Source organism: Blautia schinkii (genome assembly GCF_013304825.1).
Taxonomy (GTDB): Bacteria; Bacillota; Clostridia; order Lachnospirales; family Lachnospiraceae; genus Blautia_A; species Blautia_A schinkii_B.
In genome coordinates, this window is record NZ_JAAWUO010000023.1 from 1 (window position 1) to 24,430 (window position 24,430).

Sequence of the window (24,430 nt, forward strand, 5' to 3'; positions counted from 1 at the left end):
ACCGGGATGTCCAGGAACAATTACAGCAATACGCTGCAAAATGGTTTTAATTTCTCCAAACAGCTCAAAAATCATTTCATTTCTCGCAATTATCTTTTATCAGTCAATCAGCTATAAATGCAAACAGCAGAAAACGGCGGTCTTATCGACCGCCTTCCAGACTGTAGACAACCACCGTTTTAACCGGTGGTTGTTTATCAGTTCTCCTTCAGATTCCCAGAACAGCAGATATCTTAATTTCTTTTTCCGTTTCACTGAGATCAAAGTCGCCGCCGTCTTCCACAGTCATGTGTACCTCATACAGTACATCTTCTGTCAGCGTATCCGGTGTTTCACCATCTTCTGTCTGGATATGCCATTTCTCTTCCGGAACTTCCTTCAAGGTACCATCTGTACCATATGCATACAGCTTCAAAGAACCTGTTTCCCCTGAGATTCCTTTCGTGCGTATTGCAACGGTCGTATTCGGATGTACATTCTCAATTGTGATCGTGTTCAGCCATCCTTCCACATCTCCCTGACCACCGTCTGCTGCAAATTTCTCCTGGCTTAACACATTGCGCATTGCCTGATCCAGATCCACCTTGCGGTAAGGCATTTCCGGCAGATATACAAACCTGTCCTGAAGTCTCAGCAGTTCCAGATAGCCGGTCGGACAATAGAGCGCATTTCCGCTGTTTCCCGCATACATACCGATAGCCATGTTGTTGTATCCCGGTTTGTCAGAAATATCCATGGTAAATACAGTCTCGCCTGTCTCAAAATCAAGCATGATATACTGCCACATACCAGTTTCCATATCCTGAACATATCCGTAAATATATCCTGTTGCAGTGGACAGCTTCATCATGGAAGTGTCAGACAGATCACTTCTGCACCAGATACTCTTCATCTCATATCCGTCCTCCGTCTTAACTGTATCCACACGTTCTATACCCGGTGCGATCATTTTATTGCCCTGTCTCAGCCAGCCCACATCATAAATATTCTCATAGCTTTGTATTGAGGAATCATTATCTGCTTCTCCAAGCTTCGCACTTCCTGCACCAAACCAGTTACATACGATCGTGCTTACTGTTCCCTCTCCATCATCATATACAATTGCAGAATTTTCCACAGACACCTGTGTATTTTCCGGAAGCTCATCTATAACAGGCATACTCGCAACCTGTTCTCCTGTTTTCATATCCACCGCAATAAGATTTACCGGATCCTGATTATCTGTAAACATAACCAGATCTTTGGTCAGAGACGGGGAACATCCACCGCCCCATGCAAGACCGCCACCTGTCGTCTCATCGCCTTCTTTGCTTTCCTTGGCACCCACACTTTTATAGGAAGTTTCCCAGACTTTTTTCACACCATTATCCGCCTGGAGCAGATAACACTTCAGATTTGTCAGAATGACCGCACCCTCCTTAGATGCCGCAATACCATTCTCTGCACCCTCTCCCGGTTCCAGTTCATATACAAACACTGCATCTGACAGATCCACATCTTCTCCATTCAGGATCTTATCGATAGCTGCACGTGAAACATAGCCAAAGGTTCCCTGCTGTTTTCTGTCGGGATAAATGCGGAAGCCTCCTGTTGCAAACCAGAGATTTCCCTCATAATCAAAAACTACAGATAACAGATTCTGATCCAGTGTTTTTCCAAGCGCTGCCTCTGCTGCCGCTTTAATGTCGATATCCAGAACCTTCTCAAATTCCGGAAGTACATTTCCCTCCTCATCTGTAGCCTTAAGCATAAGTACCCGATTATCGTTCGTCGGACACACAATGCGATTGCTCTCATCTACAAAAGAATATGAACTCTGTATCAAATAGCTTCCATTGTCATGCTGTTTTGGTGAAAAATAGCCCAAGGTCTGTGCCTCATCTGCATTAATATCACGGATCGCCAGGCCACCCAGAAGCGGAACCACAGAATGTCCATAGGAATCAAAAAAGACTGCCGGCGAAGCATTGGGATTAACTTTTTCATAAGAAACATTGATCTCAGAATAAATATCAACGGGCAATACCTCATCTGTTGAATCTGTATTATAGCAGTCATGATGAATGTTAGAATCACTGGCTGCCATATACGGATTCACATCCATAGCCTTCGGTGTAAGTGCCTTGACCGGAAGTTCTGATGCCTGACCAGCACTTTCTTCTGTCTGTGTTTCCTCTGCATATACCGTATTTGCTGCCGGTTCAGATGCTATAGCTGTTATAAAAGCGATCATTGCAAGAATTAAAGCTCTTTTCTTCATAATTGTTTTCCTCCTGAGTGTTTTTTGTTATATTACTTTTCTTTGTCCAAACCAGATGGAGAGTCCTTCTTTTATTTTTTGCTCTTCCACAGGTTTCATAAAAAAATATTCTATCCGCAGCCTGAACGCATGAAGTGAAAAATCAAAGTCACTGCACCAGATGATTCCACATTTCGGATACAGGGAACGGAGATGTTCTGCTGCATTCAGGCCAGACACATCCGGTAATGCGAGAAACACCACTGTCGGTACTGTTTTCAATATCCGTGCAAAAAATTGTTCCTGATTCTGATAGATTTCAATCAAGGGAAAAACTTTCTTTTCTGTACAGTAATTTCTGATGTATTCCGCACAGCTCTGTCCTTCCTGTTCCTGATCAGTCAATATGGCAATACAATACACGACATCCCTCCTCTTCCATTTGATGTACTCCCATTTGTTATCCTCATTATAAAAAAGTCATAAATTTTTTCAATAATTCTGTCACGAAACGACAGAAAATGACACGAATTGTAAATCTATGGTATTGTTTTGTGATATACTGTTACCAGAGCATATTTGAAATAACTATACCACCTGCTTGTCTGCAAATTCGATTGCACAGATGAAAAAGTGTTACTGAAAACAGAATGAACAGCAACAAAAAGTCTCCGCAGGCGGAATTTTATAAACATATAAACAAAGGAAGATTTACTATGAGAATTGCAATTGTTGATGATATTTCAGAAGAACGGACACTGCTTCACAACAGACTGGAATCTCAGTTTTCCAGGCGCAATGTCCATACAGATATATTTGAATATGAAAATGGAGAAGCTTTCCTCACTGCTGCGAAGGAATGTCCTTTCACTGTAGTGTTTCTGGATATTTATATGAATGGATCTAACGGAATTGATACAGCAAAAGAACTTCGCAGATCAGATACTGACTGTCTGCTGATCTTTACAACAACTTCCACTGACCATGCATTAGAGGGATTTCAGGTCCGGGCTCTCCACTATCTTGTAAAGCCCTACAGTGAAAATGATATTTCCGCACTGGCAGATGAAATCCTTTCCCGCATCCCGGATTCCGGGAAATACATAGATGTAAAGGTAAACGGCAGTAATATTCAGATTCCCTTCCGGAAAATAATCTACGCAGAGCATTTTTCCCATATGATCCACATTCACACTGCCGGTGAAAGGGAACTGGTCACCCGTCAGTCCTTTGATTCCTTCATAACCTCCCTGAAAATGGACTCACGTTTCTATCAGTGTAACCGTGGCGTTGTGATCAATCTGGAGCATGCCGTTGATTTTGACGGAACAGGCTTTCGCCTTGATAACGGAAGCAATGTCCCGGTAAGCAGGAAGCTTCTCAAAAACGCCAGACAGACATTTATGGAATTTCTGTTCCAAAGGAGGTCCTGAAATGACTGACATACTTCGCCCTATACTTGAACTTTCCGTAATCATTCCCGGCATACTGCTGGCATATCTGCCTGTAAAAAGCTATCTGAGAGAGACACCGCTTAAGCTGACAGCATGGCTTCTTCCTCTTCTTCTGGGAGTCTGTATTTTGGGAGGAGTGGTTTGCTGTATCCTGCAAGTTCCCACCAGATGGATTCTGTTTCCTATACTGCCTGTCATTATGTTCATTTATCATAAAACGCTGAAAACCTCTGCCTGGAAATCAGTCAGTATTTTTCTGGCAGTTTTCGCAGTTTTTGCATGTGTCAACAGCCTGTCCCGGGCATTCAATGCACTTATAACTGCTGACCTGCATATTACAGAAAATGAACTGTGGTTTCACACCGGTGCCGGGATTTTCTATAACATGATCTGTCTGCTTTTTGTTCTGGCAGCCTGGTATCCTGCCCGCCACTGTGTACAAACAATGGTCACAAACGAGAACTTTGCCCAGACCTGGTACGTATTCTGGATTCTTCCGGTAATCTTCATCGGAGTGAATCTTTTTATGATCCCTAAATACCGCAGTACTTTATATACCGGACGAGTCCTGCAGTGTTATATTGTTTTAAGTCTTGTACTGCTCATAATCCTGCTCCTGTTTTATGTCATGTTTCTCATGATGGCGGTCAGCCTGAACAGAAATGCCAGACTTCAGCAGGAGAACCATTTTCTTTCTCTTCAGCAGGAAAGATACGAGAATCTCTGCATGGCCATTGAAGAAGCAAGACAGGCGCGTCATGATATCCGCCATCATTTTGTCCAACTGTCCTCTCTGGCAGAGCAGGGTGACATGGAAAAGATCAAAAAATATCTATCCGCTGCAACCGGAAAAATCTCTGACTATAACCTCCATTTCTGTGAAAATCAGGCTGTTGACAGTGTTTTCGGATATTATTCCACCCTTGCCAAAAGAGAAAGCATTCCTTTTCATGCACTAGTTTCCCTGCCTGCTGATCTTTCCATAGATGAGATTAATCTGTGCCTTGTGTTTTCCAACCTGCTGGAAAATGCCATCCAGGCAAGTGTAAAAACAGAGCCCGCCCGCAGAAAGATTAATGTGGAGGTTTATCCCCACCATAATCATCTGCTTCTGATTCATGTGGAGAATACCTTCAATGGCAAAATACAGCAAAAAAACAATATTTTCCAATCCTCCAAGCGCTCCGGAAACGGCATAGGAATCGAATCCGTCCGCCACATTACCGACAAAAACGGCGGTGCCTGTGACTTTACCTATAAAGATGGTATTTTCTCTGCCAAAATAATGCTCCGGATATAATCAGTTACTGATTATACCCGGAGCATCCACGACTGCCGCGCTTTATAAGATTATTCCCTCATTCATGTTCTTTTATTAAATTAAGCCTCTTTCAGATAAATCAATTCTAATATTCACCAACTGTGGATTATTTCTCAGTGCGCCAGTTTCCAGCTTACCGCCTGCTGCCTTGCATCCACAAATCTCTTATAAATACCTTCCTGCTTCATTAGCTGCTCATGTGTTCCCTGCTGAACAATTCTTCCTTTGTCAACAACCACAATCTGGTCTGCATGTCTGACTGTTTTTAATCTGTGGGCAATCATAATAATCGTTTTTTCCTTTGTAAGTGCATCTACCGCATTCATCAGATCCTTTTCATTCTCCGGATCAACATTGGCCGTTGCCTCATCTAATATAACGATCGGTGCATCCTTCATGATTGCTCTGGCAATCGAAATACGCTGTTTCTCACCACCGGAAAGTGTGGCTCCGCCTTCTCCGATCACTGTGTCATATCCATTCGGAAGTTTGCTGATAAAATCATGACAGCACGCTTTCTTTGCCGCTTCCACCACTTCCTCATGGCTTGCATCCTGACGTCCGAATTTAATATTATTCTCAATGGTATCTGCAAATAAATACACCGACTGAAATACAAATGAAAAATTACTCATCAGACTGTTCATGCTGTAGTCTTTTACATTCACACCTCCAAGCGTCACTTCTCCGGAATCCACATCCCAGAACCTGGCAATCAGATTGCAAAGCGTTGATTTTCCTCCACCAGATGGTCCAACGATTGCTGTCATCGTTTTCTGTGGGATAGAGAGCGATACATCATCAATAATCTTCCGTTTGTCATAGGAAAACGAAACGTTAGAAAGTCTGATATCGTAATTTTCCGGCTGGATCTCTTTACCGTCGATATCCATGGTGTCCAACTCCAGTATTGCATTTGCCTTATCTACACATACGCTTACCACATGTAAAAGGGATGAATAATTTCCTGCACATTCCAGGCTGGAATAAAGCATAAATGCCGAGATTGTCATACCGATCGCATAGACTGCACTCATGGTTCCATTGATATAAAAATATGCACTGCATGCCACGATCACAGCACCTGTGATTTTTGTTATCACACTTTGCAGGAAATGATAAGGAACAAACAGCATCTCCATCTTTGTATTGATCTTTTCGCATGCTTCATTTGCATCATTTAATCTTTTCGCCTGTTTCCCAAGCAGATTGTATGATTTTACTTCTGATATTCCCTGCAGATACTCCATGATCTGGTTTACAAGCTCTGTATCACATACCACTTTTTGCTCTGAATCATTTTTCCCTGCATTCTGCATTACAGAATTGACACCAAAGAAAACAAGTACTCCTGCTGCAGCCATCAGTCCGATTCTCCAGTCAAAAAGAAACAGCATAAGAATGATCATTGATGTTTCCAGGATTCCCTGCATGGTCAGCATGACCACTCTCGCAGCCACATCGCCAAGTATTTCCATTGTATTGGTAGTAACAGAAGAAATTTCTCCGATACTGTTAGCATTAAAATATCCCATCGGCAGATAGCGCAGATGCTCTGCAATCTTGATCCTCATAAAAGCACTTGCGTTATATCCGCCTTCTGTCTGAAGCACAGTTGAATATCTCTTACAGATTACATCGACTACGATTGCAAGGACCATAATCGCAATGGAACCGCCAATATATTCCCCTATCGGTTTTCCACTCAGCAGACCGATCAATATGTACATAATGGCCGGAATCTTCATTGCTGAAGCAAGAGCCTCTATGAGTCCGATCACCATGGACAGTTTAAATTTATTTCCATTTTCTTTGCCTGAAAAACGAAAGAATTTTGCCAGAATCCCAAACATATCATTCGCCCTCCTTCACAGTATCTTTTACAGAAATATGGGCATTCCACATTTCCTTATAAAGCGGGCATGACACCAGAAGTTCCTCATGTGTGCCATGTGCTGTTGCATTTCCATCATTTACAACAAAAATCTGGTCACTGTCCTTAACGGTAGAAAGCCTGTGCGCTATCACGATCAGGGTCTTCCCTGCTACCAGTTTTGCAATAGAATTCTGCAGGATTGCCTCGTTTTCCGGATCTGTGTAAGCAGTGGCCTCATCAAGGATCACGATCGGAGCATCCTTTAACATCGCTCTTGCAATTGAGATACGCTGTCTCTCGCCTCCTGACAGATGTCCTCCTGCACCTCCGACAACCGTATCAAATCCATTCTCAAGCTGCATGATAAATTCATAACATCCGCTTTTCTTTGTCACCTCAACGATCTGTTCATCTGTAGCCTTCGGGTTACCCTGTCTGATATTTTCACGGACCGTTTCATTAAACAGATAATTGTCCTGTGCAACATATGCAATTTTCCGGTTAAAATCTGAAAATGCCATTTCTTTTACATCAACTCCGCCGATTTTGATACTTCCGGAATCCACATCCCAAAGAGACGCGATCAGCTTTGCAATGGTCGACTTACCACTTCCAGAAGGTCCCACAATTGCATTTACCGTTCCTGCTTGTAATTCCATATTTACTCCATGCAGGATCTCTTTATCGTGATAACCAAATCTGACATTTTCAAGTGTAACAGAATTATCTTTTGGAACACGTTCACTTTTCTCTGGACGTTCAAGCTCCGGCTGTTCCAAAATTCCGGCCACTTCGTCAACGATCACTCCGATCTTACCCAGATCATCTGTATAGGATCCCACTGTGATCAACGGTCCAACGATTCCAAGTGATAAAATAATACATATGACAAAATCAGAAACCACAAGTGTTCCATTCGCTACATAATGTGCTCCAAACGGCAATACCGTAAGAAGCGTATAAGGTGTGACCACCATCATCAGTCCATGAAAGATCGAGCATCGTTTCATCCAGGAAATAAAGGAATCCGCATAAGCAAAAGCCGCCTTTGTAAATTTAGCATAAGAGCTTTCCGTCTTTCCAAATGCCTTGATCACTTCGATTCCGTCAATATACTCCACTGCCGCATCATTCAGATCTTTTGTTGTCTGAACCGTTCTCTCGAAACTTGGCTTATAATCAATCATCATGCCAAAATAAGAAAGAAATCCCACTACAACCGGCACCAATGACCAGAGTGCCAGTCTCCAGTCTGTCAGGAAGAAATAAATCAGGATAATAACAGGTACCAGCAGATTTGAGGTAAATTCAGGGACAATATGTGCCAGTGTTGTCTCGATACTGTCGATTCTTTCCACCATGATATTCTTAAATGTGCCAGAGGGGGTATCCTTCACATAACCAAGCGGCACCCGCGCCAGCTTATCGCAGCAGGCTTTTCTTATATTTGCAAGTACCGCAAACGTTGCTTTATGTGACAATGCTGTCGATAGTGAATGCAACAGTTCTGCAATGATAAACGACAGTGCGATCAGAACCGCTTTCACCAGATATGTTTCAAACTCCTTTTCACCATTTAAAAACAGCTTTACTACATCTGCAATGATAAAATACGGAAAAATCTTAAAGATCACATTTCCTGTTGCAAGTAGCACACTCCACACATAGGCAATTCTTTTTTGTCCTGCCCACGTCAGGATCCAGCTAACTGCCGACTTCTTCTTTTCTTTCACATCTGTTCACTCCTTACTTTCGTTTTATTGTTTTGTTTTATGTTAGTTTGTGTTAACTATTGTATGATAAAATAGGCGGCTTACTGGCAGCAACCACCTGATATTATTATCCTGTCTTAACTTTATTCAGAAATCCAGAACCTGCAACACGCATAACCTATTCAGCATTCCCACATCATTTATACCGGAAATTCAATATTCCACAATCGTTCCCAACCACCAGTATAAAATTCTCCCAGCCGATGTACATTTTTCTTTGCAGTTTCCTTGTCTATATCATGCTCAATGATCTGAAATACCGATGAGAAAAATCCCGTATAAATCATATGCATAAGGCTTTCCTCTACAGCTGGTATTTTTACACCGTTCTCTTTCATTTTTTCTATATAATTCAGGCTGGACTTCATTTCCCGGTCTACCATGTTGTGTATGAATAATTCAAATTTTCCACTGTCTCCGCATTTCAACAACAATCTGAAATTATCATAATGATCGTAAATATAATCAACCATCTGATCCATCCCATCACTGGATGTATCCGACATATTCCTTGTCTGATCACTGGCAGAAAGCTTTTCAAACTCCTCAACAATCTGATCATAAATCTGATAAATATGTTCCATATAGGGATCCGTCAGTGCATCAAATAGTGCCTCTTTCGTCGGATAATATTTGTAAAATGCGCCAGTAGTAAGCCCTGCATCTTTTACAATATTTCTTAAAGATGCTCCGGTCAAACCATCTTTCAGGAAATGTTTCCTGGCTGTATCTAATATATTTTTTTGTGTATCTTCTGCTTTCGTCGACATGCTTTTCTTTGTCCCCTAAACTTCTTTCCAAAATATAACAGTGCTATATAGCACTGTTATATTTTAACTCATTACAGGAATTTGTCAAGTCTGCTGCTTAGATTTTTTTATTTTTCATTTTATCCGTCTCTTTTGCACTCTTCCATTCTGCAACAGCATTTCTCACCCGGCGGTCAATATCCAGACGTGCTCTGCGACATTCTTTCGGGTATTTTCTTGCTGCCTGAAATGCCAGTTTCATGAAGATTCCAGAACCAACCGGGAGCATTATCTTTAACATACCCTCCGGAAAAACGAAATGGGTTCCATGCTCATAAATAACATACTCCAACCTGCATGTGTGTGGATGATCTTTCATACGTTGCTTCATACGGCGGATATACTTTGCTGTATCCCATAACACATCATCTTCCGCACCAATCAGCAATAATGTTCCATGGATTTTTTCAATCTTGATCATCTCGTCTTCTGTAATTGGGTGAACCTTTTCCGAATCATCAAACAGTTTTCTTGAATTAATCATATCACCGGCCCGTTTTGTTTCTTTCTCAATCACATGCCAGTAGTCCGGATGTTTGTAACAAAACGGCATGTACGGAAATGGTTCTCCTTTATACGAAAAAAGAGCTTCTCCTTCTATCGGCCATTCCTTACAGCCATCTTTTTTGCCCTGCATAAATCCCTGCCAGATAAAGTCACTCGGTGTCAAACCAATCGTCAATGTAATATCTTCAAAATAAGAAGCGGCAGTTAAGGCAAGTGTTCCTGTAGTAGATGCCCCGACAATTCCTATCTTCTGATTACCATGTGCTTTTAACCAGCGAATTGCTTTCTGTATGCGTTCCAGCGGATAATTATGATGTCCATAATCCTTTTTTCCAGGTGACATTGTCATCACATTCACACCGAGTTTATGTAACCATTTCACGGATGTACGCGCCAGATAATCCTCTGGATCATCCCCAATCATGGCAATCATTGCACAATCTGAGTCTTTTTTGCATTTCCAGTATGCACCATAAAATCCATCTGTTCTCACATCAAAATGTCTTTTTTTAATCAGCATAAGCTCTTTCCTTCCCCCAACCAGACTGATTTCCTTACTTCTTCCACCCACTCTGCACTATGGCAGCAAAACAGTTCTTCATGCTGCATGTTGTGCCTCCGAATATCCGGATTTTTGAAATAAGTATAATATCTCTTTTCGTATTTTTCACCCATCTTTGTTGCGTAAAACACGTGGATTGTTGTTCCCGGCACATCAATTCCATGCTGGACTTTCGTAACCAGATCAGAATAGAACTGATTATAAATACTCTGTTTCGTAATCCATGGACTTCCTCCCTTGTCAATACCGAACATATTTAAAAATCCATCAATCAGTTTCTTTTTTGATCCATCTGCTTTATTTATTTTCTTTTGCATAAATTTAGGTAATTTACCCGTGGATACCATTTTATACATAATCGGCACAATGATAGATGACTGGATCTTTGCCATAAACGAACCGGCTTCATCCATATCACTACTCCCAATGATTCCATGATCTATATGAATTCTTTTTCGCTGAATCAGAAGGGATACAAAACTTCCTCCAAGGGAACACCCATACGCTGCTTTAATTCTTCCACCATACTTTTTCCTGATTTCCTGCTCAATTTTTTCACATTCATCTTCCATTGAACAAAATTCTGTTTTCTCATTTGGCTCAAATCCATCATAAGAAACTGTTACCGTATAAAAATAAGAATGTAACCCTGCCAGTACATGGTCAAAGCTGCTATACAGGCAACAGGTACCGGGAAATAAAAATATTACTGGTTTACGATTATCTCCACTTTCATAAAATTTCATAGCTGGCCTCCTTTAGGCTTTTCGGTAGTGTCAAAAGCTTAACTCATAAAATCTGCATTACTTTACACAGTGAAAATATGCCATCGAGCCGTCAACGTGGATATCGTTTTCTTTATATAGTTTCTGAAGAATATCTTTTAGTTCTTCTTCCGTCTGGAATGGCGGGGAAAACCACCCTTTCTTTGCAAGAATGTTTTTTACCAGCCAGTCTGTCCGTTTCGATTTTTCCTTGATATAAAAGCAGGCAATGAAATTGCCGCCCGGTTTCAAAACACGCCATATTTCATGAAATGCTTTTTGCTTATCAGGAAATGCATGAAAACCATTCATGCTGACAACAGTATCAACAGATTCATTCTCCATTTGTTTTCCGTAAATACAGCAGTTCCAACCGGAACATCAAGAAGATTTCCTGAAAAGTCATCAGGAATATATGCTAAAACTTTTCGTGCTATATCATTATCATCAGTACCACTCCAAAATAACTTAATATACAGTTTACTGAAAATATTCCCTTAAGTAAGAACATCGTCATATATATTTTTTGATGTTTCATAAGCATTTTGTATTTTGTCTGCCATATTACCCTCCAAATTTAATTTATTTCCTGTTGTTTTGAATACCATAATTGCCCTGCATAAATCCTTGCCAGACAAAGTCACTTGATGTCAAATCTATCGTCAATGTAATATCCTTCAGGCTTTTCTCACAACACAATGCATCCTCATACCTTTACGGATTTCAAATTTTTCCACTTTTAGCCCTGCTTTTCTGCAGCATTTCATAACCACATCTCTTGTTGGAACCCGGACATCTCCGTGTCCGCATATATTTGCCAGAGGCATTTCCAATGTATTCATCAGCCATACCAATACTTTATTGTCACTTGTCACATCCCGCAGGATCAATCTTCCATTTGAACGAAGACATCTTTTCACACTGTCAAAAAATGCCTGTGGATTCGGATAATGATGGAAGCTCATAGAACAAATAATTGCATCAAATGAATCGTTTTCAAAAGGAAAGTTCTCACAGTCTCCCACAACAAATGTTGCATTTGAAATATTTTTCTTTTTTGCCTGTTCAATCATGGCCGGAGTCAGATCCAGACCTGTATAATGTCGGTCTGGATATTTTTCTGCTAATAAAGAAATCATCGGAGCCGGTCCGCAGCCGGCATCCAATAAATTTCTAAATGGCTCCTTCTCTAATTCTTCCAGAATATCCGGATAATCCTTCTTGCACATTTCGTAAATACCAGCATGGTTACTTTCATATCTTCCTGCTGCTTTTGTAAACTCGTTAATTGACAGTTTTTTGTATTCTTCGTTTCTCATGTTGTTTTCCTCCAATCACCCTGCACCATAAATCAATATTTTCATAGAAATCAGTGTGCTTTTACATTGTCTGATAAATTTCCATCACATATGTTAGTTTTATATAACTGTGTCTTTCAAAAAAACCGTCCGAATACAAAACTGTAATTTCGCACGGTTTCTTTTCTTAGCATTCAGTATATCACTTTTACTTGGTTTATCAACCAGATTTTATCTCAATTTTATTATGCTTCAGTCTCCGGAGAATCCATATTTTTCCATCCATATCGGAGAATAGATATCAGCATAGAAGCCTCACTGACTATCTCGTCTAATATTCCTGCCCAGGAACCAACAGCAATATCATATATGATCCACAGTGGCGAATTGATCAGCATTCCGACTATACGGATTTTCCGTGCATTGTATGTATATCCACCTATCGTTGCCGCAATGTTTGCAATAACCGGAAGCAGTGCCCACCATCCAGACCAGGTGAATATCAGCGTTGTTACTTGTAATATACAAAGTACACAGCACATCCTTCTTCCCTTTAAAAAATCATTTTTACTTCCCAGACAGAATGAGCGCACTGTATTTAATATATAGCTTATCCCTCCGGTTACAGCTCCTAACAATAACAGATGTACTGTATAACACAAATAGGAGACAAACTGAACCCTGAACAGTGATTTATTGTTTCTGCACTGATAAGATAAGAAAAATAAAACAGTTCCAAAAAGTCCTATTCCCTGTATTAATAAAAAACGTATTGACATTATTACCTCTTGCAAATCTGATTTCTGCTTTTATTTCCACTTTATTACATATTCTCTTTGGCTATATTTACTAACTTTCCTGCAGTAAGTGCAGCTCCATATGCAGCCTCTTCTTCATATTCAGGGACCTCCATCGGCATTTTGAACATTTCTTCTGCCAGTCTTCTCATCAGCGGATTCCGGCGAATTCCGTTTCCGGAGCCAGCCAGGTGGGTAGCCTTTTTTCCGGTGAGCTGACACATCTGCTCATACTGCTCATGCAGTTCATTGAGGATTCCACGGATCACACCAACCGTCAGTGCACCAGGATGAAAATTCTCTACACCGATTCCTGTGATCATGCCTCTATGAGACGGATCACTTCTTGTCCCGGAAAAAGCCGTGTCTACTTTCCATGCGGCTTCTTTTCCATATTTTTCAATAAATTTTTCTGCCTGTTCCTGCATCTGGGAATACAGTCTTTCTTCAGTTTCTGCTGCTTCTCTGTAAAACTGTTCCAGCATCGCATACGCACGACCACCACACAGGGAAGCTCCCACAAGGATATAGCTGCTTTCGGTACAGGGACGAAGCTCCACACTGCCGCTGCATTCTATGAACATCTCTGTTACAAAGGAAACCTGGCTGCCGGTTCCTACATTCAGGAGCACGGTATCTTTAAGATTTCGGACAGAACCAAACAGACTCGCCTGATTATCACCAATCGATCCCATTACAGGTACACCATCTCTGGTTTCTCCGACAAAAAAATGTCCCGTTCTTACTTCCGGCAGATAAGAAGTATCTACACCTGCCTGCTCCAGGGCTTCATACAGAAACTCCTGTTTTCGCAGATCAAAGCAGCCCCAGCTTGCTGCCATGTCAGGTCCGATAACGGGGACAGTATTTTCACACAGACGCATGGCAATATAATCACTGATCGTCGTCATCCTTACAGCATCCTTCGGAATCTGATCTTTTTTCTGAAGATAAAAATGTGTCACTACACCATATCCGGATGCCACCGCACCCACTCCCTGCAAAAGCTCTGCACAGGTTTTTCCGTTTTCCAGCGGAATCTCTCCGCTTCCATCCTGCCAGGTATAGAGAGGACTCACTGCCTTGCCGCAAACATCCACATACAACATTCCATGCATCTGCCCTGTAAATCCAATTCCGTCCGGTGAGCCATTCTCCTTCTGCAGCTTTGCAAGGAGCTCTCGGACTATCTCATAGATCCGTTCCGGATCCTGCAGCTTCTGTTCTGGCTTACTGCTCTGCAGAAAGGAATTATGCTCCACTGTTTCCCTTGCAAGCAGCTTTCCTGTTTCTGTATCTGCCATCACGATACTGACTGTTGTTGTGCCTATATCAATCCCCATGATCTTCATCATCTGTTTCCGCCTTTTTCTGTAATTTTTATCAGAGCAAATATTATCCTATGAGATGATTATATTATTGTTTGAGGATTAATGCTATCTTTTTTCCTGTCTGCAGATTTTTATTTCACACACTCTATAATTATCGCTTCACATCTGTCATATCCAATCTGCGAGCTGTTCAGGCACAACGTATAATTACTGGCTTTTCCCCATTTCTGATCCGTATAAAAGTTATAATTTGTCATACGTCTTTTATCTGTGTCTGCCATCATTTTGACAGCTTCCTGTTCAGTGACATGATATAACTGACTAATACGCTGTATTTTTTCCGGCATATCTCCGTGGATAAATACATTCAGTATATCATCCCTGTCTTTCAGAATATAATCTGCATTTCTTCCAATGATCACACAAGGCTCCTTCCGGGCCAAATCTAAAATAACCTTTCTCTGCGCCTGATACACCATATCCTCTACTGATCTTCCTGTAATATCACGTCCGGCAAATGCATATGCAAATAGACCTTTTTTCGGAGATAATTCTGCATTTTCCTGAATATATTCCGGAGACAGGCCGGACTTTTCTGCAATCTGACTGATGATATTTTTATCATAGTAAGCAATTCCAAGCTTCTTTGCGATTTCTTCCCCAATAAAACGTCCACCACTTCCAAACTCTCTGCTGATCGTAATGATTCTTTTTGCCATTTCCAGTTCCTCCTTAACGCAAAGCTTCCACTTTATTTTTTCTGATCTTCTTTAAAAATACATATCCCACCAGACACGCAATCACTTCCGTGATTGGAAATGCCCACCAGATCAGTGAAACTCCAATCTGACCATTTCTGACAAACAGCGAAAAAATTCCAACCAACGGCTGGATAATAATAAGCTGTCTCAAAAGCGAAATAACCAGCGATTCCACGCCACCATCCAATGCCTGATAAATGCCCTGATAAGCAATATTGATTCCTGCAAACAGAAAGCTGACTGAGATTATCCTCATTGCTCCGATAAAATATTCTCTTGACTGTCCTGCATTAAACAGCGTTGCAAATGCCCCAGGGAAAATCTCTGTGATGGCAATTCCCAGAATCATTAATGCGATTGTGTAAATAAGCCCATATTTAATTCCATCCTGAATTCTCTTTTTGCTTCTCATTCCATAAGCAAATGCAATGATTGGAGTGATCGCGTCTCGCAGACCAAAAGCAAGAAACAGTACAAACTGCTGAACTTTATAAAATAATCCATAGGCTGTCTGTGCTGCCGGATTGAACTTCAGGATCAGATTCATCACATAAACCATAATGGACATCAAAGCCTGTGCAATGATCGCCGGAAGTCCGATGGCATAGATTTCTTTGATAACGCCGGCATCCGGCTTCATGTATTTCGCTCCATGCTCAAATTCCTTATTCAGCTTCACATGGAAAATGAACAATAAAACTGCAGATGCTACCTGACCAATTACCGTTGCGTAGGCCGCACCTTTTACTCCCATTTCGGGACAAGGTCCAATGCCATAGATCATGATCGGATCAAGGATGATATTCACAACCGCCCCGACCACCTGACCAATTGTAGAATAAAGAGAACGGCCTGTTGCCTGGAGTAACTTTTCAAATAGAGAAAAGAAAATAATACCAAAAGATATCACGCAGCATATTCTCAAATAGCTGACTCCCATCTCAAGTACCTCTGCATTTGCTGTCTGCGATGAAATATATGCTTTCACCCCAAAGATACCAAATAATAAGCAGACCACATAAATGATCACTCCCAGAAACAGACTGTTTCCTGCTACCTTTGCAGCTTTTTTGCTGTTTCCCTGTCCCAGTGTCCTTGCAAGAAGTGCATTGGTCCCTACACCGGTACCAATCCCCACTGCCACCATAAGCATCTGCACCGGAAATACCAGTGTCAGAGCATTCAGTGCCGCTTCACTGCCCACTCTCATATTTCCTACAAACGCACTGTCTACAATGTTATAGACTGCCTGCAATGCCATAGATAGGATCATCGGGATTCCCATCTGGATCATCAGCTTATTTACCGGCATCTCCTTCATCTTGTTGCTTTCCGCCATTTTGTTTTAACTCCTCTCTTCTTTTTGTCACAAAAAAAGTGCGCACCCTGTCATATAAGCTGGACTTACGCTGACACGCTACACACTTTTTCGTGGCGATATTCATTTTTGTAAAATGAAAACGAGCAGCCGGTAAACTGGATTTACGCTTACTTGCCACTCGTTTCTTGTAATTATATTGCCTCTTTTTCAAAAAGTCAAACAAAATTTGTTTCCGTCAGCCCCTCCGACTTCATAAGGAAGAGTTCGTTTCCTGCTCAGGTTTCTCGATTCTGAGCATGCGATATCCGATTCCTATGTGTGTCTGGATATATTGTACACCGTTTTTTTCAGGCTCCAGTTTTTTCCGCAGTGTTGCCATAAAGACCCTGAGAGAAGCAACATCGTTTTCCGAGCAGCGTCCCCATATCTGCTGAGTAATATATGTATGTGTCAATACTTTTCCAATATTACGGGATAAAAGGCAGAGCAGCTTATACTCAATGGGCGTCAGATGCAGTTCTCTATCCTTCAGGAATGTGCAGCCAGCCGTGTAATCTATCTTTAATCCTCCATTTTCAAAAACAGATGTTTCCGGCTGTTTTCCTGCCTGCGTTATGGCAAGCCGCCTTTGACTGACACGGATACGCGCAAGTAATTCTTCTACTGAAAATGGTTTTGTGATATAATCATCTGCACCCGCATCCAGTGCCTCTATTTTGTCCATATCTTCACTTCTGGCACTGATCACAATGATAGGCATATTCGACCAGGTACGGATTTTCTTTATTACCTCTACTCCCTCCATATCAGGAAGACCCAGATCCAGAAGAACGATATCCGGATTGTGTGATGAAGCCTCCAAAATGGCTGAAGCCCCATTTTCTGCAGCCAGATATTTATAGTCATGTGTTTTTAATGTGGTAACGATCAGGTTCCGTATGGGTCTGTCATCCTCAACCACCAGAATTAATGTCTTATTCATTTAATGTCACCTCGCTTAATGGTAAAGTAAAAGTAAAATTACATCCATGCGGAGCATGATCCGAAAGAACCAGGGTTCCATCGTGAGCTTCTATGATAGAGCGGCAAAGTGCCAGGCCAAGCCCCAGACTTCGTTGGCTGTCTGCAACGGTCGTTTTCCCTGTATAAAACATCTCAAAAATATGCTGCTTCATTTCATCCGGAATTCCGGGGCCGTTATCTTCCACGCTTATCTGCGCTTTCCCGGCTTTTTTGACCCCCCGAATGCTGATGACAGAGCCTGACGGCGTATATTTTATCGCATTATCGATCAAATTTACCAACACCTGTATAATAAGATGCACGTCCATACGTGTAAGAACAAGTTCTTCACAGTCCGCCACGATCTTATACTCATCATGCTTCCGGCTGATATGTCGGAGTGACTCTGCTATTACCTCATCCAAAAGCTGATCCGTAAATTTAAACTTCAATCTTCCATCATTGATCCTGGTGATTGAAAGCAGATTTTCCACAACTCCGATCAGCCACTCTGAATCATCATGAATGTCCGTGTAGATCTGATACCTTGTAGCTTCATCCAGACGGTCACTGTTACTGAGAAGCATATCTGCATTTCCTGAAATGGAACAAAGCGGAGTACGCAGATCATGGGAGATCGCCCGAAGAAGATCGCCACGCAGCTGCTCATTTTTTGCTAAAACCGCATTTCTCTCTTTTTCTATGGCATTTTGTACATTCTCCATTGCAAGTGCACATTCATTTATTACAGACAGCAGGATGCTGTATTCAAAAGAGTCCAGTGTTTCTTTTTGCAGAGGGATCCCAATTACGCCATAAACATTATTTCCGCTTCGGATTGCCAGATATAAGCATTTTGCCTGTGAAAAATGCTGCGTGGATGCGCCGGCACGCTGTCTGTTTTCATAAGTCCATCTGGCCGCCTGTTGTTCTTCCTGTGTCAGAAAATCCTCTGTGCTTTCTTTTTCCCCTGAAAAAAGCTTTCCTTCTGATAAAGTTCCATTTTCCACAACATATGCCGTGATGCTGCGGTTTAACAGGCGTATCAGTTGTGTACAGGTAACTCCGAGGATTTCTGTCTCACTTTTTGCCTTTTGCAGCAAACGATCCGTATCAAACAGAACCTGTGTACGAAAGGCAAGCTGTGAAGACAGCTTTGCATGCATTTTCAGCTTTGCCGCAAGGGTTCCTGTAAGTACGGACGAAATAAGCATTATGAAAAATGTCACCGGATATCCCACCGCATATATCTCAAAAGACATCCTTGGCTCCGTCAGGAAAAAGCAAAATAAGAATACACTTAAAAAGGATCCGGCTACACTGCAAAGATAACCATCTGTCACGATCGAAGTTATCAATACGCCCAGAATGTATATCGTTACAATATTTGTATCCGTAAGATCCAGTTTCTGAAACAGCAGGCCAATCAAAGTGCATACTGCAAATATAAAAACCGTCAGCAAGTAATCTTTTGCGGACGGTTTTTCCACATACCATGCAAATGGCCGTTTCGGATAGGTTCTGTTTTTTACTGTATCCTCCATTTTCAAGCTCATTCTGTCATTCTCCTTCTACTGCTGTTTTCTGGAATTATATCACGCAGCTGTTCTGTGGTCAAAATTTTTTCTTCATGGCAATGAGCTATATACGGAAGCACTTCTGAAGAGCTCTGTACTCTCCTAATACCAGTAATTTATCATTCTCTGCAAAATACGTTTCCGGAGAAATTGCAATACTGAATTCCTCTTCATTTTTTACTGCCAGGATATTAATATTGTAGCGTTTTCTGATGTCAAGTCCGCCCACTGTTTTTCCAACCCATTCTTCCGGCACTTCCACTTCAAAAATTGCATGGGAAGCGTCCACCTCCATATAATCCAGGATATGATCATCTGTATAACGGATGGAGGCCCATTTTGCCACCTGCTTTTCCGGATAAACTACCTTATCGGCACCATTGCGTAAAAGAAATTTTTCCTGAACATCACGTTCAGCTCTGGATATCACCAATTTTGCGCCCAGTTCTTTTAGAAGGGATGTTGTTTCAAGAGAATTTTGAAAGCTGTCTCCAATGGTCACAAAACAAATGTCGTAGTTTCCAATTCCAAGGGACTGTAAAAATTCAGCATTGGTACTGTCACCAATCTGAGCATTCGTCACAAACGACAGTACTTTGTCCACTCTTTCTTCCTTCCAGTCAACTGCCATAACTTCATGTCCCAGCTGATTGAGCTGCATGGCAATATGTATTCCAAACCTTCCAAGTCCAATAATCAATACATTTTTCATAATATTATTTTTCTCCTTCTTATCCAACTGTGATTTTTTCCAGAGGAAGCTTTGCATTTCCCTTATTTCTTCCGGAAAATACCGCATAGATCAGGGTCAGACCACCTACACGTCCCAAGTACATCAGTATGATCAACACGACTTGTGAAAAAATATGAAGTTCCGGTGTAATTCCCAGAGTCAGACCTACCGTACCAACAGCTGAAGCAGCTTCGTACAGACACTCTAAAAGTGGAAGGCCTTCGTACACACTGATCGCTATTCCGCCGCCAAAGAACAAGGCAAAATATAACATGGCGATTGTCGCTGCATTTTTTATCACATGATATTCAAGTCTTCGACCAAAAGCCCCTGCATTTTCCTGACTTCGAAATGTCGCAATTGCATTTAAAATAAGTACTGAAAAAGTTGTTGTTTTCATTCCACCTGCTGTAGATCCCGGTGAACCACCAATTAGCATTAACAATATCATAACTGCTTTTGATGCCTCACTCATCTCTGAAATGTTTATAGTATTAAATCCGGCAGTTCTTGTCGTTACCGATTGAAACGCTGCTGCCAACAGGCGTTTTCCCATGGGTAATTTTGTCAGATCACAGATATAGAAAAAAACTGCCGGAAATAAGATCAGACATGCGGTAGTCATGAGAATGATCTTGCTTTGCATGCGGTAGCGTTTAAAGTTCAGTTTATTTGTATAAATATCATCCCATGTGAGAAAACCTATTCCCCCTGTAATGATCAACAGCATAATTACCAGATTTATAAGTATATTTCCGGAATACCCGGTCAGCGATGGAAACATACTGGAATCTGTCCCCAGAATATCAAAGCCGGCATTACAAAAAGCAGAGATTGAATGAAAAACTGACATCCAGATTCCCTTTTTTCCATAATCTCCCATAAAAACCGGCAGCAGCAACACCGTCCCTGCAGCTTCGATCAAAAATGTTCCCCTCAAAATAAACCTTGTTAGTCTGACGATTCCTCCGACTTTTGGAGCTGAAATTGCATCCTGCATGGTGCTTCTTTGCATGAGGGATATTTTCTTTCCGGAAAGAAGGGAAACAGACGCAGCCACAGTCACTACTCCAAGCCCACCTGTTTGTATGAGTGCAAGAATGATCGTCTGGCCTGCCAAGGACCAGTAGCTTCCAGTGTCCTTTACCACAAGACCTGTAACACATACCGCCGAAGTGGCTGTAAAAAGTGCCTCATGAAATGGTGTGATCACTTTCTCCGCAGAAGAAAATGGAAGCATCAGCAGAACGGTTCCCAAAAGGATCACTCCTGCAAACCCCATGATAATCAGCTGAAAAGATGTCATATGTTTTTTCTTATATGATTTTTCCGGCATAAATGATCAGAACTCCTTATCAATACTTTTAACAGTGCTATCCTCGTAACGCATTTTATTATATATAACTGCTTTCAAAGATAGTATAAAAGTCTCTGCTTCCGTATTAAGATTTTATAAAGATATGATATTCTCTTGAGAATTATTTTAACCGAATCAAGAAAATTCCCTGCTTTGATGATCCTAAGCATTACCTTAATACTACAGTTTTTAATTGTAAACTCATTTTATATTTACAGTTGACATTTAATATTTCTATGTGATAAAGTGATACCCGTACAAAAAAACTCAAAAGGAAGGTATTGACATGAACACTACATCATGCGAAAAAGAAGCTCCATCGCTTTCCAGAGATGAAGCCATTGCAATTTTAGATACTCCGGACGAAGAACTTGAGGCACTGATTGACCGTGCCAGCAGTTTACGTTACAAATATAAGGGAAACCGGGTAAGCATCCACATCCTTACCAATGCCCGCAGTGGTAACTGTTCCCAGGATTGTGCCTACTGTGCCCAGTCATGTCGTTCCACTGCCGATATTGATAAATACAAATGGGTAGATGAAGACAAATTATATCAGGACAATGATTTCGTAAATGATTATCATTTATCCAGACATTGTATCGGACTGAGTGGTATGAAATTTACAGATAAAGAGATCGAGGAACTGGCCCGCAGGATCCGCAAAATGAAAGAACACGGAACTCATCTCTGCTGCTCCATAGGCTTTCTCACAGAGCACCAGGCAAAAATGCTTAAAGAGGCCGGTCTTGACCGGATCAACCATAACCTGAACAGCAGCCGGTCCTTTTATCAGAATATCTGCAGTACACATACCTTTGACCAGCGTGTCCAGAATATCCATATGCTTCAGGGTCTTGGTTTTGAGATCTGCAGTGGCGGTATCATTGGCATGGGTGAAAGCAAAGCAGATGTTGTTGACATGCTTCTGGAATTACGTGGGATCCAGCCGGAAGCACTGCCGATCAACTTTCTTCTTCCGATCAAGGGAACTCCTCTCGGAAATGCAGATATTTCCCAGCTGACAACAGAATACTGCATGAAAGTCCTCTGCCTGGCAAGACTTCTTGTACCTAAAGCCGATATCCGATGTGCTGCCGGAAGAGAAGTTTATTTCAAGGGCGAAGAAAAAAAACTGCTCAGTGTTGTAGACTCTATTTTTGCTTCCGGTTATCTTACAGAAGGTGGCCAGGGAATCGAAGACACTCTGAAAACCATTACGGATGCAGGATTCACCTATGAGATCGAATCTGCGTAAGCATCCTTATGGACATATGACCTGTCATACACACTTACAGCATTTCATTGCTTACCCGAACCAGTAAATATGTTACCTTTTTCAAAGGAGGCTCTTTTAATATGAATCAGACAAATACTGTCTCTGCACCACGTACAAAAACCTACGAGATCACCATGACCGCTCTTATGGCAGCTGTCACCTGTATTCTTGCGCCGCTGTCCATTCCAATCGGTCCGGTTCCGATCTCATTTACCAATCTTGCCATCTATCTGTCTCTTTATCTTCTCGGATGGAAAAAAGGAACCATCAGCTATCTGATCTATCTTCTGCTTGGACTTGTAGGTCTTCCGGTATTTTCCGGATTTACCGGCGGTCCTGCAAAGCTGGCCGGTCCTACAGGCGGATACATCATCGGCTTTATCGTTATGGCTGTTATTGCCGGACTGGTAATTGACAACTGCCATAAGCCTCTGATCCAGCTCGTTGGTATGATCGCAGGAACAATTGTATGCTATCTTTTCGGAACTGTATGGTTCTGCATCGTTGCAGATTCCACTTTCAAAGCAGCTCTTGGAATCTGTGTAATTCCGTTTATCCCAGCAGATCTCATAAAAATGATCATCGCCATGATCATCGGACCAATGATAAAGAAAAGAATTCGATAGGCTGAAACTCTGTACTAAAAGAGGCAGCAGGAAATTTCAACATTTCCTGCTGCCTCTTTATCGCATTTCTTTTTTCTTATCTGAGTTTTTTCTTCAGCTCCTGGATCAGTTCAAAATAATCTCTGTGCTTCATCTCCGGGAAAGCCTTAATGATTCTTCCCTGGCCGAATACCGTATGGTTTGTGATAGAGCTTGACAGCTCATCAAACTGTGCCTGAAGCTCCGCTTTCTTCATCCGAAGCATTTCAGCAGATCTTTCTCTCTGAGCCACAGTCGCATCTCTGAGCTCTGCCTTAGCAAGGGCAACCTGAACTTTTCCCTCTCCCACCTTCTGTGCTGTGTCAATGGTAGTTGTTGCCAGAGTATCACTGAGCTTATCGCTCACGATCCTCAGATCTGCACGTACCTTATCCAGTCGGGTAAGCTTCTTATTCAGTCCTCGGATCACCGCCACTGTTACAATAAAATCTGCCAGATACACCGCATACAGAATTGCCATAACAACCCATTCCAGTGTGGAAGGTGTATGAGAAGCCTGACGCTCCACATACTTCTGAAAAACCTTTACAACCATCACAATGGCAAGTCCCCATATCAGGGAAAACTCAAGACAGATATAGCCGTGAAAATTCAGTGGCTTATTGGAATAATCCCACCATCTTGCATGGAAGCATACATCCAGAAGCCATCCGGCAACCAGCTCTACCGCAGTTGCAAGAACGATCCCAAACAGAAAGATCATTCCCTCACTCATCTGATGTCCGCCGCTCTGAAGCGTATTGAGCAATGCAAACACGGAAAGTACACCAAATCCGTACACCGGGCATACCGGACCGTTGAGAAATCCCCGGTTTATAACCTTTCCTAAAGTTACTGCATGGAAGATAACTTCAACGACCCATCCTCCAAAAGAATAAAACAAAAAATACAGACATATCTGAAAATACGTCATCCCACAAATCATCCTGTACTCCTCCTTTACAGCTGTCAAGATCCCGGCTGCTATTCCAGGGTTAGTACTATCGCCTTTGCCGGGGTGATTCT

The 24,430-nt window shown here is 41.7% G+C and carries 22 protein-coding genes; 4 read left to right on the forward strand and 18 right to left on the reverse strand.

From position 1 onward, the window contains the following. Positions 1-208: 208 nt before the first annotated feature. A complete protein-coding gene (locus tag HFM85_RS14795) occupies positions 209-2,260 on the reverse strand; it encodes a hypothetical protein (protein WP_173739013.1) in 2,052 nt (683 codons plus the stop codon). A 27-nt stretch (positions 2,261-2,287) separates the two neighbouring features. After that, the gene (locus tag HFM85_RS14800) at positions 2,288-2,662 is read right to left on the reverse strand and encodes a response regulator (protein ID WP_173739014.1); all 375 of its coding nucleotides are present in this window, start codon (positions 2,660-2,662) and stop codon (positions 2,288-2,290) included. A gap of 293 nt (positions 2,663-2,955) precedes the next feature. On the opposite strand from HFM85_RS14800, the gene HFM85_RS14805 reads away from it, so the two are divergent. Next, positions 2,956-3,672: a LytR/AlgR family response regulator transcription factor gene (locus HFM85_RS14805; protein WP_173739015.1), complete on the forward strand. Its 717-nt coding sequence runs from the start codon at positions 2,956-2,958 to the stop codon at positions 3,670-3,672. Position 3,673: 1 nt separating this feature from the next. Then, a complete protein-coding gene (locus tag HFM85_RS14810; RefSeq protein WP_173739016.1) occupies positions 3,674-4,993 on the forward strand; it encodes a sensor histidine kinase in 1,320 nt (439 codons plus the stop codon). A gap of 134 nt (positions 4,994-5,127) precedes the next feature. Here HFM85_RS14810 and HFM85_RS14815 read toward each other — a convergent pair whose 3' ends face one another. The 15 genes from HFM85_RS14815 to HFM85_RS14885 form a co-directional block, all read right to left on the reverse strand. After that, positions 5,128-6,867 carry an ABC transporter ATP-binding protein gene (locus tag HFM85_RS14815; protein ID WP_173739017.1) on the reverse strand — a complete coding sequence of 580 codons (1,740 nt, stop codon included), beginning with the start codon at positions 6,865-6,867 and terminating at the stop codon, positions 5,128-5,130. A 1-nt stretch (position 6,868) separates the two neighbouring features. Further along, complete coding sequence (locus HFM85_RS14820) at positions 6,869-8,623, reverse strand: ABC transporter ATP-binding protein (protein ID WP_173739018.1); 1,755 nt, start codon at positions 8,621-8,623, stop codon at positions 6,869-6,871. A 179-nt stretch (positions 8,624-8,802) separates the two neighbouring features. Beyond that, complete coding sequence (locus HFM85_RS14825; protein WP_173739019.1) at positions 8,803-9,432, reverse strand: TetR/AcrR family transcriptional regulator; 630 nt, start codon at positions 9,430-9,432, stop codon at positions 8,803-8,805. Between the two features lie 97 nt (positions 9,433-9,529). Further along, positions 9,530-10,498: an acyl-CoA thioester hydrolase/BAAT C-terminal domain-containing protein gene (locus tag HFM85_RS14830; protein ID WP_173739020.1), complete on the reverse strand. Its 969-nt coding sequence runs from the start codon at positions 10,496-10,498 to the stop codon at positions 9,530-9,532. Next, a complete protein-coding gene (locus tag HFM85_RS14835) occupies positions 10,492-11,286 on the reverse strand; it encodes an alpha/beta fold hydrolase (RefSeq protein WP_173739021.1) in 795 nt (264 codons plus the stop codon). Before HFM85_RS14835 ends, HFM85_RS14830 begins: the two co-directional genes overlap by 7 nt. Positions 11,287-11,343: 57 nt before the next feature. Further along, positions 11,344-11,649: a class I SAM-dependent methyltransferase gene (locus HFM85_RS16090; RefSeq protein WP_243873904.1), complete on the reverse strand. Its 306-nt coding sequence runs from the start codon at positions 11,647-11,649 to the stop codon at positions 11,344-11,346. 332 nt (positions 11,650-11,981) lie between these two features. Next, positions 11,982-12,623 (reverse strand): class I SAM-dependent methyltransferase, encoded by a 642-nt coding sequence (locus HFM85_RS14845; protein ID WP_173739022.1) that lies wholly within the window; start codon positions 12,621-12,623, stop codon positions 11,982-11,984. Between the two features lie 224 nt (positions 12,624-12,847). Further along, entirely contained in the window at positions 12,848-13,381 is a 534-nt protein-coding gene (locus tag HFM85_RS14850; RefSeq protein WP_173739023.1) for a YgjV family protein, read from the reverse strand. 44 nt (positions 13,382-13,425) lie between these two features. Continuing rightward, positions 13,426-14,754, reverse strand: a complete 1,329-nt coding sequence (locus tag HFM85_RS14855; protein WP_173739024.1) for a sedoheptulokinase — start codon at positions 14,752-14,754, stop codon at positions 13,426-13,428. A 107-nt stretch (positions 14,755-14,861) separates the two neighbouring features. Beyond that, positions 14,862-15,449 (reverse strand): cytidylate kinase-like family protein, encoded by a 588-nt coding sequence (locus HFM85_RS14860; protein WP_173739025.1) that lies wholly within the window; start codon positions 15,447-15,449, stop codon positions 14,862-14,864. Between the two features lie 13 nt (positions 15,450-15,462). Further along, on the reverse strand, positions 15,463-16,830 hold the full coding sequence (locus HFM85_RS14865) for an MATE family efflux transporter (protein WP_173739026.1): 1,368 nt from the start codon (positions 16,828-16,830) through the stop codon (positions 15,463-15,465). Positions 16,831-17,062: 232 nt separating this feature from the next. Further along, entirely contained in the window at positions 17,063-17,794 is a 732-nt protein-coding gene (locus HFM85_RS14870) for a response regulator (RefSeq protein WP_118063965.1), read from the reverse strand. After that, the gene (locus HFM85_RS14875) at positions 17,787-19,370 is read right to left on the reverse strand and encodes a DUF4118 domain-containing protein (RefSeq protein ID WP_173739027.1); all 1,584 of its coding nucleotides are present in this window, start codon (positions 19,368-19,370) and stop codon (positions 17,787-17,789) included. Before HFM85_RS14875 ends, HFM85_RS14870 begins: the two co-directional genes overlap by 8 nt. Positions 19,371-19,455: 85 nt before the next feature. Beyond that, positions 19,456-20,103: a potassium channel family protein gene (locus tag HFM85_RS14880; protein ID WP_118063961.1), complete on the reverse strand. Its 648-nt coding sequence runs from the start codon at positions 20,101-20,103 to the stop codon at positions 19,456-19,458. A 19-nt stretch (positions 20,104-20,122) separates the two neighbouring features. Further along, complete coding sequence (locus HFM85_RS14885) at positions 20,123-21,460, reverse strand: TrkH family potassium uptake protein (protein ID WP_173739028.1); 1,338 nt, start codon at positions 21,458-21,460, stop codon at positions 20,123-20,125. Between the two features lie 307 nt (positions 21,461-21,767). Between HFM85_RS14885 and bioB the strand changes: the two genes are divergently transcribed. Continuing rightward, complete coding sequence (gene bioB, locus HFM85_RS14890) at positions 21,768-22,739, forward strand: biotin synthase BioB (protein WP_173739029.1); 972 nt, start codon at positions 21,768-21,770, stop codon at positions 22,737-22,739. A gap of 101 nt (positions 22,740-22,840) precedes the next feature. After that, a complete protein-coding gene (locus HFM85_RS14895) occupies positions 22,841-23,386 on the forward strand; it encodes a biotin transporter BioY (RefSeq protein WP_015527251.1) in 546 nt (181 codons plus the stop codon). Positions 23,387-23,462: 76 nt separating this feature from the next. Here HFM85_RS14895 and HFM85_RS14900 read toward each other — a convergent pair whose 3' ends face one another. Beyond that, positions 23,463-24,350 (reverse strand): putative ABC transporter permease, encoded by an 888-nt coding sequence (locus tag HFM85_RS14900; protein ID WP_173739030.1) that lies wholly within the window; start codon positions 24,348-24,350, stop codon positions 23,463-23,465. Positions 24,351-24,430: the final 80 nt, after the last annotated feature.